Raw genomic sequence first — 18,872 nt, 5'->3', positions numbered from 1 at the left:
GGAAAAGCCGTGATGCGTTATGGGTCGAAAACGAGTTTGCCCCAGGTCGCAGCGTCGAACGTTCGAAAAGGAGTTTGACTTTGATGCGTGATGTCGAGCAGCCGTCCCATGCAGGTCCGACCTTCCTGGTCGCTCCAGTGAATCGCCAATGTGGAAGGCCATACGTCGCCGGGCTGAGGCGGACTGGCATGGAGCAGTTCGTAGTCGATTGCATATTCCAAGGTGTAGCCAAGGCCGTCGGCATCGCGTTGGAATGCGCCTTGCCAGCCCTCCGAGGTAAGAACTTGCTCGTCACACCTGATGCCGTATTGCAGTATTAATTGCGACGCGTCTTTCGGTTTTGAGTACCACATGCCGATGTGAACGACTTGATGGCTCGCATCTTTCGCCGGGTCGCGTTGGCGGCCCTGCAAAGGAGTTCCCGGTTTTGACGCATTAAGCGGCCAGCCCAGTTGGTTGTCGGCGCCAACACGCAGCACGACGCTCCCCCCGGTCCAAAAGAAGTCCGGCTCTTTCTCTGGATCTGTCATGCTGGCCATCGGTGCGGGATCTGCAATATGCATCGCGATGTAAATCCGTTGATCGTCATACCGAATCATTCCTTCCGCGTGGTAGGTCGCCGCATAGGGTTCGATACACGCGGTGGTGAACGCTGCGGATAGATCCCAATCTGCTAGATCGCCGTCAATGACCGGAGGTTGGTCCGCAAGACGGACATGGATCATTTCGATTTCGCTGTGATTGTAGGCGAGTTCGGATTTGGTCTTAGGCGGCGTTTGGGGAAAGGTGCGAAGAAATCTTTCCGGAGCGAATGGCAATGGGCGAGACGTTTTATCGAACGAATACGCTTCGCCGGCATGCAAGCGGTTGTCTTGCGGGACTTGGTCATTGACCACGTGAGAATAGGCGTCAACCGCTCCTTCGTAGACTTGAACGTCCGTCGAACCGCTCAATCCGACCGAGACGCCGAACTCGGTTCCGAAATCGACTAGGCGAACGCGTTCGGTTTCGATCACAAAACCGGCTCCGCTCGGTGGGACTCGAGTCACCACGCGTCCCGTATGCAAAATTGCTTTTTGATGATCGACCAGTTCCAGGCGAGCCGGCGATTCAAGGATCATGCGAACCCCAGAAGGCCACGCCAATTCGACAACGCCTTGCGATAACTCGAAGATCCCACTTTCGAGTTTGAGGCCGGGCCGAATCGTTTCTAGATCGTCTCCCCAGCGTCCGACGGCGCGAACAACGGTCGCCAAGCCGATCGCTTGCATCGGAGGCGCTGTGGGATGGATGCGAAACGTCCACCCAACGAAGCCCATCAACAGCGTTAGCGCGATGGCCGCCGAGAACCAGACTGCTCGGGGAAGCGCGGATGAAGGAGGCGCCGTCAGTTTCGGCTCATGAGGCTCTGCGAGAATCGGCTCGCCGCTACGCGCCTCCCAGCAAAGGCGAGCATGTAGATCGAGATAACCGATAAAGCGCCGCTGGTTCTCTGGGTTCTCCCGAAGTAATTCCTCAAGACGGCGCACCTGCGCAGCATCCAGTCGCTCATCGCAATAGCCGCGAGCGAGGCTCATCAGTTCATCGGAAGAGTGCGGATTAAATTTGCTCATGATCGACTTGCCAAGACGAGGTTCCGTTGGACGCAATCGTACAACAGGTCGCGAATACGCTGTAAAGCTTTGTAGAGCGCATCGGGGGATTGTCCCCGCTGTTTCGCGACAACCTTCATGGACGCCTCGCTTCCATAACAAAGGTGAATGAGATCACGCTGTTTCGACGGCAGCTTTTCCAGGCAGTCGTTCAGCGTTTCTTGCTGTTCTACTAAATGTTCTTGTTCACGAAGACGCCGTTCGGTCAGTTCGGCGATCACATCGTCAGTCAACTCACAATGCCTATTTTTTCTTCGTCGGATGAAATTCCGAAATTCATTTCGCGCGATGCCAAACGCCCACGACAAAAATTCTCGATCAGGATCGTAACGATCCCAAATGGTCCATAGCGTGAGGTTGGTTTGTTGGAACAACTCGTCGGCATCGGCGCGATTGGGAATCAGGCTAACGATGTAGCGATAGACGGCCGCCTCGTTGCGGACGAACAGTTCCGCAAACCTTTGATGCTTTTGCTGATCCACATCCACCGCATTTCTATTCGTACACAAGCTATCGCGTCTTTCTATGAAGCATTTGTCGGTAATGGAGATAACCTGACATTCTTTCTTGAGCGCCGCTCGCTGGAGTTCAGCAATCGTCTACAGAGAAAAGGGTGAAATGGATGGAACGATTTGCGTACGAACAGAGTCGAGCGTTTTTTTATTATTTGAGCTTTTTTGTCGAATTGGCGGTCAGGATCCCCCGTTGTACGACAAAAGCAAGAGGAGGCCATACGCGACGGTTTATTGACTTCGCCTCTTACTTCTCGGGAAAGGCCTATTTTGAATTCCAATACCGTGGATTGGCGTTCTGCCCCCTTCCGCTGTCGAAACCTGCGTTTCGGCTCGTCTAAATTGCTGGCTGGGCGGTTCTGTTGGTGCATTGGGGGATGTCTCGCTTATCTTTCATTTTCTTATTCACGTACTGTCATTTCGTCGTAATTTTACGGGAGTTCTCGTCACTATGTCTCGCTCATCATCGCATCCCAAGCGTCCAGGCTTCACGCTGGTAGAACTACTAGTTGTGATCGCCATTATCGGCGTTTTGATCGCCCTGTTATTGCCTGCAGTACAACAAGCGCGCGAAGCGGCTCGCCGAATTCAGTGTTCCAACAACCTTAAGCAGATGGGACTGGCGCTGCACAATTATCACGATACCCATCTCGTGTTCCCGCCGATGTTTATCTACACGTCTCCCTATGAAGACACCCGCTCGATAGGCGGTGGGACCGGTCAGTTGACGATGGACACAACTCGTAAGACAGCGTGGGGTTGGTGCGCTTTTTTGTTGCCTTTCCACGAGCAGGGCGCTTTATACGAACTCGGCGGAATCGGCGAAGGGACCTATCCGGCGGAATCGGCCGCCGCTTGCGCAACGGTTGTTTCCAGTTTTCTCTGTCCCAGTAGTTCGGCTGACGCACAGGTGAGTGGGATTGAGCATGGTCGCAATTTTTTCGCCGAGAAGATTGATGATGACGACTTTCTCGCAACTGCCAGCTATGTTGCTTCGCACGACAATACGGCCGGTCGCGAAAAAGATGAAATCGGCCAAGAGATCGGCGGATTTGGGCTCAACAGCAAAACCCGATTCGCGAAAATTGGGGACGGCTCTAGCAACACGATTGCCGTTGGCGAGCGTTCCTACGGAAAGACGGCAGCCTATTCCGCGAATCGAACCGTGCCGACCTGGATCGGAACATGCAGCGCCGATACGAACAATGAAGACTTTATGTTTGACATCGGCGGCTCCTGCTACTATCCGATCAACTTCAGCGGCGGTACAGACAATGATCGCGGCAAGACGTTTGGCAGCCAACATCCCGGCGGCGCCCAGTTCGTCTTCTTCGATGGGTCGGTCAATTTTATCCCCGAAACGATCGACTTAAACACCAACACATCGGTGAATAGCGTGTTTGAGTATCTGATTGGGATCGAAGATGGTCACGCGATTCCGGCGTTCTAAAGCTCTTGGGATATAAATCTACTCGTTGCGTGCTTGGTTCGACAAAACGGCGCCCAACGAGTCCTTCTCGTTACCGAATTTTTCGTATGGAATACTTTGAAAGATACTGGAGTATCTCGTGAAAGCCCCAATCGCACTTATTGTTCTGGCGACGATCGCTCTCGTTGGCTGTGGCCCTGGCGCGAATAGTGACTTGGGGGAAGTCAAAGGACTCGTCAAACTTGATGGGAGTCCGCTTCCTAACGCCCAAGTTCAATTCCAGCCCACGCAAGGTCGTCCGTCCTATGGATTAACCGACGCCAACGGCGTATTTGAGTTGCAATATACGGGAACCGCCGCCGGAGCATTGATCGGCAGTCATCGCGTCTTAGTTTCGACCGCGATCTCGCAAGAAAATGGACAAACGGCGCCAGAATTGGTTCCTGCCAAGTACAATTCCAAATCGGATCTCCAGAAGGAAGTGCAGCCAGGCGTCAATGAATATGAATTTGATTTGGTGAGTCGATAACCATTTGCACTGCGGCTCTTTCGAGCGCGCAGCGTATCACTACATCCCAAGAGCGTTGTTCCTGCGCGCATCCTGCGTACAGGAACAACGCCGATTCTCCCTCCCTCAATTTCCTCCCTGCACGAGTCTCCGATGATTCGCCCCTTTTTCTCCTTGCTTCTTTTGGTTGTCTGCTATGCACAAACTCTCTCTGCGGGAGATTTGCGTGTCGTCGGCGTACTAGGTAACTCGGGGGAAGCCGGGGCGGAATTAGTCCGGTTCGCCGACCATGCGATCTATGGACTGGGCGTGGTCCAAGACCAGCAAGGGGGACTATGGGAACGAGCCGGCGATGGTCGCTTAGCCCATTATTCGATCGATGGTCGACTTCTCGGCTCATTCGAGATTCCTCGCACCAACTCGCGCGATGATGTTCTCGCACTCTCGGGCGATCTGTTAGTCCTCCTGCTAAGAGGTTCCGTCTATACGTTGCCGGTGGATGCAAAGCAGGGAGAAGTGCCGCAACGCGTCGCTACCTCAGTCAACGGAATGTCGTGTAACGCAAGAGATGGCCGAGTGGTGATTGCCAGCGGCGGCGAGCTGCAGTGGTTCGATCCCAACAGCGGCCAGCGAGAACCAATCGTCAAGTTTGCGGAAACGATCGATTCAATCAATATCGGCCCAAACGGCACGATCTACGCGAAGCGGCGAGGCGCAGGGATGCATGCCTGGAAGTCTGGACGACCGGTTGATGGCTTTCCGAAGCCGATCGGAGGTGATCGACCGCGGAGACTGGGCGACTATTGGTACGCCTACAGTTCGCATGGAACGATCAAGCGTTACAACAGTCAATTGGAACCTGCGCCTGGGGTCGTTCTCGGAGGAGCGTCTGGCTCGTTCATTGGATTCCTGCCGGAAAGCGCTGATCTTTCTACAGGGCGGGGGATGACCTCCCTTCAAGACGATCTCTTTGCCGTGACCGGCATGGAAGGAATCATTCAGATCGCAAAGTGGGACGAAGACCAAAGCAAATTTCGTCTTGTGCGACGGATTGGCCCGGCCGTCGACATTCAGGGACTGGGACTCGATCAGGATGGGAATATCTGGACCCATTTTGGAGCATGGCGTTGGAACGATACGCCAGATGCGCCGCGCACGATCGGCGCTCCTGCTTCGCAGAATCATGCCCAGCCGATCACACTGGATGGAAAATCAATCTGCGTCCTGCAGCAGCGGCACTCCAATCCGTTCCTCGCGACGGGCCCCTTTATCGACGAACACGGATGGTCAAAATACGAGACCGATGGCCTAAAGGGGCTAAAGGACGTCGAGCAACTACGCGGTGCTGCCGTCATTCCTACAGAGAAGGGAGAGTTGCGGATGATCGTCGTGAAATCGAACGGCGCCGGATACCAGATCCCCCTTCAGTCCCAAGGACGGCTCGCAGGGGCTCCGCAGCCGATTCAGTTGGATAGGCTTCGTGGCTGTACGAGTTTGGCCTACGCCCAAGGAAAATTGTATGCCGCCAGTGAAGGTCAGGTTGTCGCGTTCGCGCAGAATGGAGATCAGCCCTGGCAAGAGGTGGAGCGTTGGAATCGACCTGCAGGGACTTCGACCCAGCCGTTCGGCGATACGATTTCGATTCAGAGCGATGGAACCCAACTGGCTGTCTCTGACACCCAGCGACACCGCGTACTGTTGCTGGATCCCGCGAGTCATCGCGTGATCGACCAGTTCGGGCAGCTTGACCAGGCGGGGAAGTCGTTGGATACGCTCGATTCCCCGACCCATGTCGCTGTACAAGGTAATCGCGTCGTCGTTTACGACTCGGCGAATCAACGCATTGTGCGCTTAGAACAGCTTGCCAAAGCCCCCGAGCAATCGGTAGCGGCGCACATTACGTTCTCGCCGCCGTCGCACTCCTTGTTTGCGGCAAGTGATTTTGTGGATGTCAGCAACCTTGGCGGACCGTCTGCGGCGATCGCGTTGCGACGAGAACAGGGAATGCTGTTCATTGCATTACGAACCGAGATGTCGCCGCCGCCGGAAATAGAACTCGGCCTAGGGGGGACGAAATCGGTGGTGCTTGATGCCGCCAGTGCGCTGATCACCGAGGAGGGTTTCCACTTCCAAGTACCAGCATCCTCGCTGGTCGATTCGGAAGCAGACTGGAACGAGATCCGCTGGGGAGCGGCTCTCACCTGGAACGGGGTTGTCGACCGGCGCGAGCGCCTAGGGCATGTCGATCGCCGAGCGACGTTCCGTCCGCTCTCGAAGAACATGAACGACTGGTCCGTACTCTCTTTCTCGGAATACCAACGGCGCGTCTCCGAGCAGAGAAATGAGATTTGGGTAGAGTTCCAGCAGCCGATGGATGGAAAAGCGACGATTGTCGTCGAGGACGACAAGGGGGATCGCATCCGCAACTTGATCTCTGGGCAGACAATGTCAGCGGGAACGCATCGCGTGGCCTGGGATGGACTCGACGAACGCGGCCGGCTCGTTCCTCCAGGCAAATACCGCTGGCGAGGCGTTAGTCATCCCGGCCTGAAGCCGAACTACTTGATGAACTTCGCCAACGGCGACGAACCAACGATCCAGCCATGGGGCCCCAATCACTCGACCATTCATGATGTGACCAGCAATGGAGAATACGTCTTCTGCGCTGCTCCTGTCACCGAAGGGGGCTGGGCGTTGATCGCTTTGGACGCAGAGGGGAAGTGGGTGCAAGGGTATGAGCATCAACATGGTTTGGGAATCAATCACGATGCGATCGCCGCCGACGACCGCTATTTGTACTGCGCTCAAGACGGCTTCACCTGGGGAGGGACGCGGGGAATCGATTTTAAGAGCGATCAATGGCAAGCGACTTGGAATCTGTCTTTGGTGCGATATGACATCAAAAGCGGCAAGATGGTCGAGTTTCCCGGGAAGAAGCGTCACCTGATCGTCGACGAAATGCAGATCGGGCCCGGCTCCAAAAATGCAGCTTTGCAAGGCTATAATCTGGGCGGATTGGCGGTGCATGATGGCCAAATCTACGTCGGTTCGCGACAGCACAGTGCGGTATTCGTGCTCGACGCGGGGTCTGGCGATCTAGTTAAGAAGATCCCTGTCCAAGGGCCTCGCATGATGGATGCGGCCGATGATGTTTTTGTCGCCGCCGACCGGGGAGTGGTTCGACTTCGCGATCAAAAGTTGATTGTTCCTGCCGGAAATCTTGACCTTGCCGGGATTGCCATCGCGTCCAACGGCGACATCCTGGTGAGTGATCGCAATTCGCACCAGATCCATCGCTTCACCGCGGAAGGAAAGTTCCTCACGAAGATTGGCTCGCCTGGCGGGCCTTACGCAGGCAAATATGATCCCTCCCGCATCGTTAATCCTGAAGGGATCGGCTTTGGCCCCGATGGCAAGCTATGGGTTACGGAAGACCGCTGGAGCCCTAAACGAATTCTTGCTTGGGATCTGAACAAGAATCAAGTCGTCTACGAAAAGTTCGGCGTGCCTCACTACGGTGGAACCGGCGCCGGCTTCGATCCTCGAAGTCACCGTCACTGGGTTGGTCTCGGTTGCCGTTGGGAGCTTGACTTTAAAAATCAAGCGGCGCGGCCGACGCACGTCTTGGCGGTGGATGACGCCCATTTTGAGCATTACCATCCGCTGCATTACCAGATCGTGCGCGAACAAGGCCGCACGTTTCTGATCGGTTTTGGAAAGATCACGACCGTCTCCGAAGTTCACGCCGACGGATCGATCCAGGACTGCGCCGCTTTGTCCAACACGCATCACTTCAGCTATGGCTGCAACTGGCGACCTCCGCAAGCCTATATTGACGCCTTCTATGAGCGTTGGCCTGAGCAGCGGAAGAACGAGAGAGTGGGCCAGAAGGGGGATGGCAAGCCTTACGCACAAAAGGGGCCAGGCGTGCTATGGATCGATCGTAACAACGACGGAGAACCACAGCAGGAGGAATTTGAATTCACGGATGAATCGGTCAACTTCGGCGGCTCGTCGTGGGGGCATCGGCATTTAGGATTGAGCATGAAGGCGCCGCTGGTGATCGATGGTCAGGTGAAAATCGCCACGCTGGAACCGAATGGCTTCACCAAACAAGGCGCGCCGAACTACCCCACGCTCGCCGAGGCGGTCGCCAACGCATCCGATATCGCGTTGACGCCTGGAAACAACCGGCACAATGCGGCGTCGTACGACGATCGCTTTGGACGGTTTGTGATTAACTCCGATCCCGAGATGAACGCTTACGACGCCAACGGCAAGCATTTGTGGAGTTTCGCGAATCAATGGAGCGGCGTCCATGGATCCCACAAAGCGCCGCTGCCTGAACCAGGCGTAATGCAGGGAACGTTGTTCTTTTTGGGAATGGCCTCCTTTGACGATCAAGCCGACGTCTTCATGCTTAACGGAAATCATGGGCGTTGTTTTTTGCTGACTAGCGACGGACTCTATCTGGACGAAATGTTTAGCGACGTTCGCATCAGCTATGTGAATGACGCCTATCGTCTGGGGGGAGAAATCTTTGGAGGCTACTTCGGCCGGTCCGAGGAAAATGGCCAGTACTACGTGCAAATTGGTCACGGCAGCTATCGGCTCTTTGGCATTTCGGGCATCAACCAGGCAGTCCGAATTTCTGGAGAACTAACGGTCTCCAAGCAACAGGCTGACGCCGCAGAGCAAAAGAACATGCGTCTGTTGGTCGAAGCGAAACAAGCCAAGCAAGTCGTGATCGTCATGACGAAGACGCCGCCAACGATTGACGGCGATCTGAAAGAATGGAAGGACTCCCCTGTCCTCCACTGGGACCAACAGGGGAAGTTTCCGGTCGAGATGTGGGGAAGTTGGGATGAGCAAAACCTGTATCTCGCTTATCGCGTCGAAGATGGCTCCCCCTTTGTGAATCAAGGGCGACGCTGGAATACGCTATTCGCCACCGGCGATTCGGTTGACTTCCAGTTTGCGACCGACCCGACCGCGAACCCGCGGCGAAATTCACCGGTTTCCGGAGACAAGCGTTTGATGATCGCCCCTTTTGAAAGCAAGCCGACAGCTGTCTTGTACGAACATCGCAAGCCCGGAGGGAAGAACCCCATCGAGTTCACCTCGCCGTGGCGCGGCGAGCAAGTCGACAACGTCGAGCAACTAGCCGCAGCGGATGTCGCCGTGAAAACTTATCGCGGCGGATACTCGGTAGAAGTCAAAGTTCCGTTAAACGCGCTGGGCTGGAAGATCGAGCCTGACGCTGCCTACCGCGGCGACTTTGGCGTCACCTTTGGCGACCCCGCAGGGCACGAAACGCAATTACGATCCTACTGGGCCAATCCGTCCACGATGCTCGTCGATGACATTCCCGGCGAAGTAATGCTGCATCCAGTGACGTGGGGCGAAATCGAGTTCGTCAAATAACCGCAAGGGACGACGGAAATGATTTCGAACACAGGGAAATGGCTGGCGATGCCCCGTCTCTGCGCCTTCTTTAGCGCTGCGACGGTTCAAAACGGGCGCCAATTCTCCGGACGTCCCCATTCGATAAGCGAGGGAAAGAATCGCCATCCGTTTGTCGACGCAGGGAGCGATCATCTCAAGCAATTCGATGCGCGCCCAAAAAAAAGGTTCCCAGTCAGGAACGGCTTCTTAAAAAGTGGAGTTCTCAGAAACCAGTTAGAACTTTTCGTCCTTGGAATTGAGCAGATGGACGAAGAGGAGCGGCAACTGTTTTTTTGCGGCAATTTCTACAAAACGGAAGCCGAAGAAGCAGTCGTGATGCCAATGGTTGTAGGCGGCCGTGCCAAAAGAGACGCAAGATAAGTCGCTGCAACCTTCTGCAATATCCCGTCTTTAAACGAAGCGAATCTGCAAGGGAGTTTGTTCAGGCCCTTTTCGGCAACGGATCGATTACGCTGCGAGGCGTCGAATCACCCGTTTGAACTGCAAGCTCGATGGCGTAACTCTTTACGTCAAAATAAAAAAGCCCTTTGACCTGTTGGCCAAAGGGCTTCTATCGAAAAAAAGTGGCGGGGGCCGGATTTGAACCGACGACCTCGAGGTTATGAGCCTCGCGAGCTACCTAGCTGCTCCACCCCGCGACATTAACTCCTACTAGCGACATGATTGCCGCTGTTGGAAGTGGTGAATTGTAAAGGAACAGTGAGCAGTGTCCAGGGGACCGAGGGAAAAAATTCGTATGCGACCTATTGGCGAGCGTTTTTCTGTGACGATAGCAGGGAGAGAATCGTACGGGATTCTTTTCGACGCGGAAAGCCGCGGTGTCGCGAGCAGCGTGTTGACGCGTCAAAATCGACAAAACCGGCGCGAATTCCGCGTGAGGGCGCATGAGTACAAAGTCGGTTCCTTGCCGCTAGAAAAAGCGACTGGTAGAGTGACGTAACCCCTTTTTTCGCTGGTATTTTGGCCGTCTGTCGTGATAGCGGTCTTGGAGCTTGTGGATGTCGAGCGAAGAACATCCGAAAGACCGCAACAAATCGCCAGAAAAGCGACCAGCGCCGATTTCGCAACCGCCTGCCCAGCCATCGACTCCGCCGCCTGACGGTGAAGAGACGAAAGCGCCGATCTCTTTCGGGCAAACTCCGCCGCAATCGGCCCCCAATTATTTTCCTCCCAACAGTTACCCGCAGCCGGGTCAGTTTGGCCCAGCGCCGCAATATCCGCCGCAGCAGTATCCTCCTTCCCAGTACCCGCCGCCGCAATATCCGCAGCCAGGCCAACTTGGTCCGCCTCCGCAGTATCCGCCGGCTGGCCAGTATCCAGCCCCTCCAGTCGGTCCTTATCAGCCGCCGAGCTATCCCCATCCATGGCCCGCAGCGCCGACAACTCCGCTGACGCCGCAACAGCCGGCCGCGCCGGCGAGCGAAGCGCCGCCTGTGGAACCTGTCGCACCCCCTGCGCCTCCGCAACCGCCGGCAAAGGCCGCCGCGCCGAAACCGTCGACACCCACTCGCCCTCCTTCCAAACCACCCACTTCGCCCGGCGCGAAAAAGCCGCCTGCGGCGAAAACGCCATCGCGCGACTCCGGCGAAAAATCGGATCCGCCGAAGTGGAGGGGGGAAGCGGCGCCGCCAACCTCCGGCGAGAAAAAACGAGCAGCGAAGCAGGACTCTTCCAAAAGCGTTTCCACAAAGCCGGCGCCGCAAAAGTCCCCTTCCACAGAAACCGCACCAGCCGACAAATCAGCGCCGGTCGAGCGTATCGCATCCGATCGCAAAGGTTTGCCGCAGCAAGCTCCCAAGCGAACGGCGCCGGCGATTGTTGATCCCCAGTTGAAAGTCGCCGAGCATGATGCGCCGGCCGAAGATCTGACGGCGAAGTCGACGAAGTTGATGCCTCCGTGGATGGTCAGTACGATCGTTCACTTTCTGTTGGTCATCGCGCTGGCCATGTTTGCGTTTACGCCGCGGCAAAACCAAACGGTCGTCGTTACGGCGACCTATGCCGAAAAGTTAGGGGAACAACTAGACCAGCCTTTTGTGCTGGACGACGCCGACTTGATGGAGGATGACATTACCGGCTTTGATATCACGTTGTTCGAGTCTGAGGAGCCTCCGCCGGCGTCTCTGACCACATTGGCCGCCACCGGAACCAAGTCGAAGCAAAGCGAAATGGAGACTCCCGGCGTCGAGTACAACTTTCGCAGCGATGGCGGCGGCAAGAAGGCGTTATTGAAAGCCTACGGCGGAAGTGCGACGACGGAACAATCGGTAAAGGATGCGCTCGATTGGCTGAAGCGGAATCAGCGCCGCGACGGTTCGTGGAGTTTGAAAGGTCCGTATCGTGATGGCGCCGGCATCGAAAATCATATCGCCGCAACGGCGATGGCGCTGTTAGCGTTTCAAGGAGCAGGCCACACGACGCTGGAAGGCGTCTACACGAAAGAAGTGACCCGCGGCTGGGAATTTTTGCTGTCGCAAATGGATAACGACGGCACGTTTATTAGCGGGCCGCTAGCCAATCAGCATCGACTTTACACGCAAGCGCAAGCGACAATCGCGTTGTGCGAGTTGTACGGCATGACGAATGACGAGAAGTACAAAAAACCGGCGCAACGTGCGATTGATTACGCGGTCCGGATTCAATCTCCCGAAGGTGGGTGGCGCTATACTCCTGGCGAAGGCGCCGATACTTCCGTCACCGGTTGGTTTGTGATCGCATTCGCCAGCGCCCAGATGTGCGGGCTGAGCGTTCCGGAAGATACGCTCCAGCGAGTCGGCGGCTTTCTCGATAGCGTCTCGAAAGAAAACGGTGCTCGTTACACGTATCAACCGACCCGCAATCAACCGCCGACTTTATCGATGACGGCCGAAGGCTTGCTCTGCCGTCAGTATCTCGGTTGGACGCAAGAAGACCCGCGTTTGAGCGACGGCGTCGACTTTCTGGTCGGCAATCCGATCAGTTGGAAAGAGCCGGACGTTTACTACTGGTACTACGGCACGCAAGTGGCGCATCACTACGAAGGCTCGGCCTGGCAAGAGTGGAACAAAGTGATGCGTCAGGCGATCCCCGAGCAGCAAGTGCAGGTCGGCGGCGAAAAGGGAAGCTGGTCTCCCGACGGCGACAAACATGGCGTCATCGGCGGCCGGCTTTTCATGACTTGTTTGTGCGTCTACATGTTGGAAGTCTACTATCGGCATCTGCCGATCTACTCGAAGTCGGAAGTGCTGTCGCTGCAGTAAGCCGACGAGAAATAGCGACTGGCGCAAGAGGCTTTCGGATTTCACATTTTTCGTCGCGCGCTTAAGTGAGCGAGAGAAATACGGCGTCAATCATTGAAGGCGTCCCCGCTGGACTCGCTTGCGCGGCGGAATATGAAGAGATCGACAACATTGTTCGGCTGACCGGCGATTCGTGTAAGATAGATTTTCGTCGTCAAAACCACCCTGCCGAAAATTCCCTCCTCCTGCTCGAAAGTATCCGAATCGTGAAATCGTTCGCTCGCTTTGTCTTGTCCTGCGTTTTTCTCACTTCGCTCATTTCGACTGCAATTGCCCAATCGCCGCCGCGTCCGATTCCGTTGATCTTTGATACCGACATCGGCAACGATTGCGACGACGTTCTGGCGCTCGGGATGATTCACGCGCTGCAATCACGCGGAGAGTGCGAGTTGTTGGCGGTGACGATTACCAAAGACAATCCGCTGGCGGCGGCGTTTGTGGATAGTGTGAATACCTTTTATGGGCGCCCTGATGTGCCGATTGGCGTTTGTCATAGCGGCGTGACGCCGGATCAAGGGAACTTCAATGGACTCGCCAATACGACCGACGACGGCAAGTTACGTTATCCGCATGATTTGATGTCAGGTGACGCCGCTCCGAACGCGGTTACCTTGTTACGAAAAACGCTCGCAGCGGCCGAAGATCATACGGTCGTGATTTGCCAGGTTGGTTTTTTCACCAATCTTGCCAATCTGATCGATTCGCCCGGCGATGACATCAGCCCGCTGAACGGCGCCGATTTGGTGAAACGCAAGGTGCGTCTGCTCTCGGTGATGGCCGGTTCGTTTGTCGATCCGAGTAAAGTTCGCGGGAAGCGACACGGCGAATACAACGTGATCAAGGATCTAGCTGCATCGCGTCGGTTAGCGGATCATTGGCCAACTCCGATCATCTGGAGCGGCTATGAAATTGGGATGGGACTGCGGTACCCGTACCGCAGCATCGTCGAGGACTACACGTATGCGGCGCATCATCCGGTGGTCGAGTCGTACAACATGTACGTCAAGCCGCCTCATCATCGACCGACCTGGGATCTGACGTCCGTCCTGTATCCTGTCCGTCCAGACCGCGGATATTTTGATATCTCCCCGTTAGGCGACGTCACCATCGACGAAAAAGGCTACACCAACTTTGTCGCATCGCCCGGCGGGCGTGATCGTTACTTGATCATCCAAGAAGCGCAAAAAGGAAAAACGCTGGAAGCGTTGACATCGCTCTCGAGTCAACCGCCCGAGTAGTAGCGGTAGGGCAGGCACGGCCTGCCCTACGCGTTCTCTGTCGCCCATTGCATGCGCCACGGCGGTTCACACAAAAGATACGCAGCCAATGAAATCACGGTCGCCGCGATTTCTAGCGGAATGGGCAGCGTGCCCGCGAGCCATGGTTCCAGGAAGCTTTCATAGCCCCACGGTTGGTGCAGTCCCCAGACCATCGCACCGGCCAACATGCTGACAGCGCCCGACCAGCGATTGCGCGGCTGAGTATAAATGCCAAACATCAGCGGCACGAAGAGTCCCACCAGCGTCATCGCATAGGCGGTCTCTAAGAGACCGTAGGCGGTTTCGCCAGAGTAGGCCATTACTAATGCGCCGACAGCGACGATCAACGTGGCGATGCGGTTAAGCTTGAGCGGCTCGATCGTCGTGCAGCGGCTGAGCAAGTTTTGGGCGAGTACGCTTGACGGGGCGATGATCGCGCTGTCGATCGTCGAGAGAACCGCCGACATCAGCGCCAGCACAAAAATAATCGCGACCGGCGGGCTAAGAAACGCGGCGGCCAGGGTGGGTAAGACGCTCGCTTCGATCTCGTGCGGCAACAGGTTCGCCGCCAGGCCGAGCCCGACCGGGATCAAGCCGAAGGTCAGATAAGCGCCCCCTGCGATAAAGCAGGCGCCTTGGGCGACGCGTGCGCTTTTCGCGGCGAAGATTCGCTGCATCAAGTCTTGCCCCGGCAAGTTGCCCAAGGTGGCGACCATCAAGACGGCGATCCAATCCCACATCACTTTGGCGTTTTCGCGGGGGATCCATTGCAAATGTTCCGCCGGCGTTTGGGCAATGACTTTGCCGTAGCCGGCGATCAACTGGCCTTCGCCGATCTCCCATAACACGACGAATGTCAGCACGATCAAACCGAGTAATACCAACGAGATCTGCACCGCGTCGGTCAACGTGACTGACCACATGCCGCCGGCGATGGTATAGCCCGTGCCGACGATCGCCACGGCGGCGATTCCAATCGACAGGTCGAGCCCAAAGTAGAGTTCTAACATCTTGGCCAACGCAATGTACTGCGCCGCGATCCAACCAAAATAGCTGGGGATCATGATGAGCGACGCGACGATCTCGGCGAACGTTCCGTACTTCTGACGAAACAGGTCTGGCAACGTCAGCAACTTCATCCGCCAGATCGGCCCGGCGACAAACAGGCCGGCGATCAACAGGCAAAAGCCAGGTCCCAGCGGATCGAGCGCCGCCGCTTGGAGCCCTTCGGCGTTTACCTCATCGGCGGCCGTCAGCAAAGTGCCGGCGCCAAACCAGGTCGCGAGCAACGTCATCCAGGCGAGCGACAGCGGCAGCTTGCGGCCGGCGACGATATAGTCTTCGCTCGTCTCGACCTTTCCCTGGGCGACGATCGCCAGCGCGTACATGCCGATCACATAGATCGCAATCACGACGCCGAGCGTCCATTTCAAACCGACGCCAATTTCCATTCGCCAGCGCTCCGGTCAAAAAAACGGTAGGGTCCGCGGTGCGGACCGACGTTTGATTGCGCTTCATGGTCCGCACGGCGGATCCTACACGCAGTTCTTCAGTTCCTGCAATAGTCGCTGCGTCGCTCGCCCGCGATGCCCGATCAATCGCGTCGCCGCCGGACTTAGTTCGGCCAAGCGGCGGCGGTACTCGATGATTTCCAACAACGTGTCATAGCCAATGCCATACTCGCCGCGGGCGTCGTCGCAGATGCGGCCGTGACACTCTCCAGACGCTTCGTACCAAATCTTGCCCTCCGGGTTCGCGATGGCCAGATGACAAACGAAGCGGGCTGCGCGCTTTTCTATCGGCACATCGCGCAATAGAGCGAGCAGCTTTTTGCGGTTGTCTAGCGCCGTCGCTTGATCGCCTGCATAGCGGGCCGATCGTACGCCGGGTTCTCCCTGCAGCGCCGTGACTTCCAGACCGGTGTCATCGGCCAAGACCCATTGTCCCAGTTGCAGCGCATAGCCGGTCGCTTTCTTCAACGCGTTGTCGCGCAAGGTGGCGCCATCTTCTTCGACCGGCGTTATGGGGGGAAAGTCTTGCAGCGACCGCAGGGGAACTTGCAGCGGCGTGAGCGATCGGGTCAGCTCTTGCACTTTGTGCGCGTTGCCAGTCGCCAGAATCAAAGTAGGGAAGGGGAGCTTCATCGGTTTACAGAATCGCGAGCGGATTGCGGCGTTCTTCCAACGTGCCGCGGGTCACGCCGACGCGGTTGAGCGCTTTCAGCTCGGTCCAAACTTCTTTGCCGCTGATTTGCCCCGTCAGCAACGACGAGTAGAGATCGAGCGTTTGATACACCTGCGACTTGGAGGCTTCGTCCAGCAGTTCAACCCGAAAGTAGCGGACGCCCAGGTCAATCAGCGCGGCGACAGCTTCGGCGCCGCTTTGGGGCGCTGCGTTATAGAGCGTATTGCGGCAGCCGACGTCGGCGGTCAGCAGATGTTCGCTGCCGACGCGATCCCGCAGGCGGACGACATGATCGTCGCAGGGCCGGCCGCAGTTGGTCTTGTTGGTCCCCGGCGAGAGAACGGCGCAGAAGACGCAATGCTCCATGTGGAACATCGGCATGTGCTGGTGGATCACTACTTCCAGCAATTGCGACGGCGAACGCCGCGCCATCTCAAACAACTGTTCACGGTTCAAGTCGTACGAAGCGGTGATCCGTTCGGCGCCTTGATGACGCAGAAAGTCGACCGTCAATTCATTGGCCGCATTCAGCGCGAAGTCGGCGACGCACGCGATTTGGCGTTCGTGATAGTAGCGTAGTCCTGATAGGTTGCGAACCAAGATTCCGTCGGCCGCTTGCTTCTCGAGCGCTCTGAAAACGCCGATTTCGCCCGGCTTTTGGATCCGCGGGGTCGCCAGGTAGATCTGTGCGCCGGCGGCGTGGGCGATATCGACCGCTTGGCGATACTCACGGATATCGGCGAACTCGGCGTAAAGCCGCTTGATGCCGATCTCGCTGGCCCAGGTCAACTGATCCAACGTGCGACAGAGTAAATGGAGGTGCGGCGTTTCGTCGGTCGGAATTGTCGCTGGGATGTCGGCCCGCAGTCGCGGCAATACTGGATTTGGATCTACGGCATGCGCCCGGATCGCCGCTTCTCGGCGAGCAGCTGAAAGTTGTTCGACCATTTGCTTGCGCAGAGCGCCTAACACGCTGAGCGGCGCCATCGGCGCTCCGCTGATCTCGGCCGTCAATTGCGTCAGTCGAAAGCCGGTTTCTCCCAGCCGCGAGAACTGCTCTTGCAGCGTCTCGGCAGTCAGCGGATGTTTGCGAGCCGCTTCCAACGGCTGTTCGGTCTGCAGTTGCAATTGCGGCAAACCGGCGACCGTGGCGATCAGTTGCAACGGTTGGTCGATCGCCGCAGTGACGTGCAATTGCAGGTCAACTTCGCGCGGCGTGATCTCGCCGTCAAAGCTTTTTCGCAGACGGCGGTTGAGCTCGGGATCGTCGCTCTTCCAGATTTTTTGACCCGGGTAAAGCTGCGACACGTCGACCGAGTCGCGCATCAGCGCCAGCTCAATCACGCCGTGAGAAACTTCTCCTTCGAGCCGATTTTGGCCGCGATAGAGCGCGAAGATACGGCCTCCTTGTTCATCCCCGATGCTGCGGTCTCCCTCGAAGACGACGCCGTCGCCCGCTTTGAGCGAGCGACGCAGCGCGATGCGAACGCGCTGTCCTTGCACCTTTTGAACTTCGCCGACGAGCACGCCGCGCTTCGCCGAACTGACGGCCGGGACCAGCATCTTATGATCGCATCCTTGCAGCCAGCCGACCGAAAACCCTCGCGAGAACGACAACTCCATCTCTTCGACGTCGCGCGGCGTAAACTCGATCGGGCGCCCGGCGACGGCGGCGTCGATCGCGCTGCGATAATGTCGCGTGATGTTGGCCACATACTCGGGCGTTTTCAAACGCCCTTCGATTTTGAGCGAGACGATCCCTGCGGCGATCAGCTCAGGCGTGATCTCAAACGCGGCCAGATCTTGCGGGCTCAGCAGATACTTTTGATCGCCGAGATCGACATCGTCACCGTCGCAGATCAATTCGTATGGCAACCGACACGCTTGGGCGCACTGGCCGCGATTGGCGCTGCGTCCGCCGAGCGATTCACTGGTGAGACATTGTCCGCTATAGGCGACGCACAGAGCGCCATGGACGAACGCTTCGAGCGGCATCGCGGTTTCGGCATGGATCGCGGTGATCTCGTCCACTGAAAGTTCGCGAGCGAGCACCACTCGTTCGACCCCCATTTCGTCCGCCAACGCAATGCACTCGCTACTGGTCATTGTCATTTGGGTCGATGCGTGGATCGGCAGCGTCGGCGCGATCTGGCGGATCATGCCGACTAGCCCCAAATCTTGCACCAACAGCGCGTCAACGCCGGCGGCGGCGATTTGGCGAACGAGCAACTCGACCGCTTCCAGCTCGGGCGAAAAAGCGAGCGTATTGAGCGTGACGTAGCCGCGGACTCCGTGCCAATGCAAGAACGACATCAGCGGCGAAAGGTCGTCGACTCCAAAATTATCGGCGCGTGCGCGAGCGTTAAACCCGCTGGTCAACCCAAAATAGATCGCATCGGCCCCATTGGCGACGGCCGCTTTGGCGCACTCCCAATTGCCGGCAGGAGCCAGTAGTTCAGGGGCAGTACGGTTTTCTGGCATAAGAGAGCGATCGCTTGAGAGGGTGGTCGAAACTCCCATTCTAGCAATCGCAGCGATCGTTCGTCAGAAGATTTGTTGCGGGAAATACGGCCGCAGGTTTTGT

General features: G+C 56.9%; 12 protein-coding genes and 1 tRNA gene. 7 read left to right on the top strand and 6 right to left on the bottom strand.

Features of this window, described 5'->3' with window-relative positions; translation table 11 throughout:
• Nucleotides 1-17 precede the first annotated feature (17 nt).
• Both M4951_RS14755 and M4951_RS14750 read right to left on the bottom strand, forming a co-directional pair.
• A complete protein-coding gene (locus M4951_RS14755; protein ID WP_262022416.1) occupies nt 18-1,613 on the bottom strand; it encodes a FecR domain-containing protein in 1,596 nt (531 codons plus the stop codon).
• Complete coding sequence (locus M4951_RS14750) at nt 1,610-2,134, bottom strand: sigma-70 family RNA polymerase sigma factor (protein WP_262026925.1); 525 nt, start codon at nt 2,132-2,134, stop codon at nt 1,610-1,612. Before M4951_RS14750 ends, M4951_RS14755 begins: the two co-directional genes overlap by 4 nt.
• Here M4951_RS14750 and M4951_RS14745 point away from each other — a divergent pair.
• The 5 genes from M4951_RS14745 (at nt 2,018) to M4951_RS14725 (ending at nt 9,927) form a co-directional block, all read left to right on the top strand.
• Nucleotides 2,018-2,269: a hypothetical protein gene (locus M4951_RS14745; RefSeq protein ID WP_262026982.1), complete on the top strand. Its 252-nt coding sequence runs from the start codon at nt 2,018-2,020 to the stop codon at nt 2,267-2,269. The two genes, M4951_RS14750 and M4951_RS14745, sit on opposite strands and share 117 nt — an antisense overlap.
• Before the next feature lie 346 nt (nt 2,270-2,615).
• Nucleotides 2,616-3,614: a DUF1559 domain-containing protein gene (locus M4951_RS14740; protein WP_262022415.1), complete on the top strand. Its 999-nt coding sequence runs from the start codon at nt 2,616-2,618 to the stop codon at nt 3,612-3,614.
• 118 nt (nt 3,615-3,732) lie between these two features.
• On the top strand, nt 3,733-4,122 hold the full coding sequence (locus tag M4951_RS14735) for an Ig-like domain-containing protein (protein ID WP_262022414.1): 390 nt from the start codon (nt 3,733-3,735) through the stop codon (nt 4,120-4,122).
• Nucleotides 4,123-4,254: 132 nt separating this feature from the next.
• A complete protein-coding gene (locus M4951_RS14730; protein ID WP_262022413.1) occupies nt 4,255-9,525 on the top strand; it encodes a FlgD immunoglobulin-like domain containing protein in 5,271 nt (1,756 codons plus the stop codon).
• 18 nt (nt 9,526-9,543) lie between these two features.
• The gene (locus M4951_RS14725; protein WP_262022412.1) at nt 9,544-9,927 is read left to right on the top strand and encodes a hypothetical protein; all 384 of its coding nucleotides are present in this window, start codon (nt 9,544-9,546) and stop codon (nt 9,925-9,927) included.
• Nucleotides 9,928-10,131: 204 nt separating this feature from the next.
• On the opposite strand, the gene M4951_RS14720 is transcribed toward M4951_RS14725, so the two are convergent.
• A tRNA-Met gene (locus tag M4951_RS14720) sits at nt 10,132-10,205 on the bottom strand.
• A gap of 360 nt (nt 10,206-10,565) precedes the next feature.
• Here M4951_RS14720 and M4951_RS14715 point away from each other — a divergent pair.
• Nucleotides 10,566-12,806, top strand: coding sequence for a prenyltransferase/squalene oxidase repeat-containing protein (locus tag M4951_RS14715; protein ID WP_262022411.1), 2,241 nt, complete (start codon nt 10,566-10,568; stop codon nt 12,804-12,806).
• A 224-nt stretch (nt 12,807-13,030) separates the two neighbouring features.
• Nucleotides 13,031-14,083 carry a nucleoside hydrolase gene (locus tag M4951_RS14710; protein ID WP_410050436.1) on the top strand — a complete coding sequence of 351 codons (1,053 nt, stop codon included), beginning with the start codon at nt 13,031-13,033 and terminating at the stop codon, nt 14,081-14,083.
• A gap of 26 nt (nt 14,084-14,109) precedes the next feature.
• Here M4951_RS14710 and M4951_RS14705 read toward each other — a convergent pair whose 3' ends face one another.
• The 3 genes from M4951_RS14705 to M4951_RS14695 form a co-directional block, all read right to left on the bottom strand.
• Nucleotides 14,110-15,555 carry a sodium:solute symporter family protein gene (locus M4951_RS14705; protein ID WP_262022410.1) on the bottom strand — a complete coding sequence of 482 codons (1,446 nt, stop codon included), beginning with the start codon at nt 15,553-15,555 and terminating at the stop codon, nt 14,110-14,112.
• A gap of 84 nt (nt 15,556-15,639) precedes the next feature.
• The gene (locus M4951_RS14700; RefSeq protein ID WP_262022409.1) at nt 15,640-16,248 is read right to left on the bottom strand and encodes a non-canonical purine NTP pyrophosphatase; all 609 of its coding nucleotides are present in this window, start codon (nt 16,246-16,248) and stop codon (nt 15,640-15,642) included.
• A 4-nt stretch (nt 16,249-16,252) separates the two neighbouring features.
• The gene (locus M4951_RS14695) at nt 16,253-18,769 is read right to left on the bottom strand and encodes a DUF3656 domain-containing protein (protein WP_262022408.1); all 2,517 of its coding nucleotides are present in this window, start codon (nt 18,767-18,769) and stop codon (nt 16,253-16,255) included.
• Between the last annotated feature and the right edge of the window lie 103 nt (nt 18,770-18,872).

It is taken from the genome of Blastopirellula sp. J2-11 (assembly GCF_024584705.1).
Classification (GTDB): Bacteria; Planctomycetota; Planctomycetia; order Pirellulales; family Pirellulaceae; genus Blastopirellula.
This window is presented reverse-complemented; position numbering and strand designations above follow the sequence as displayed.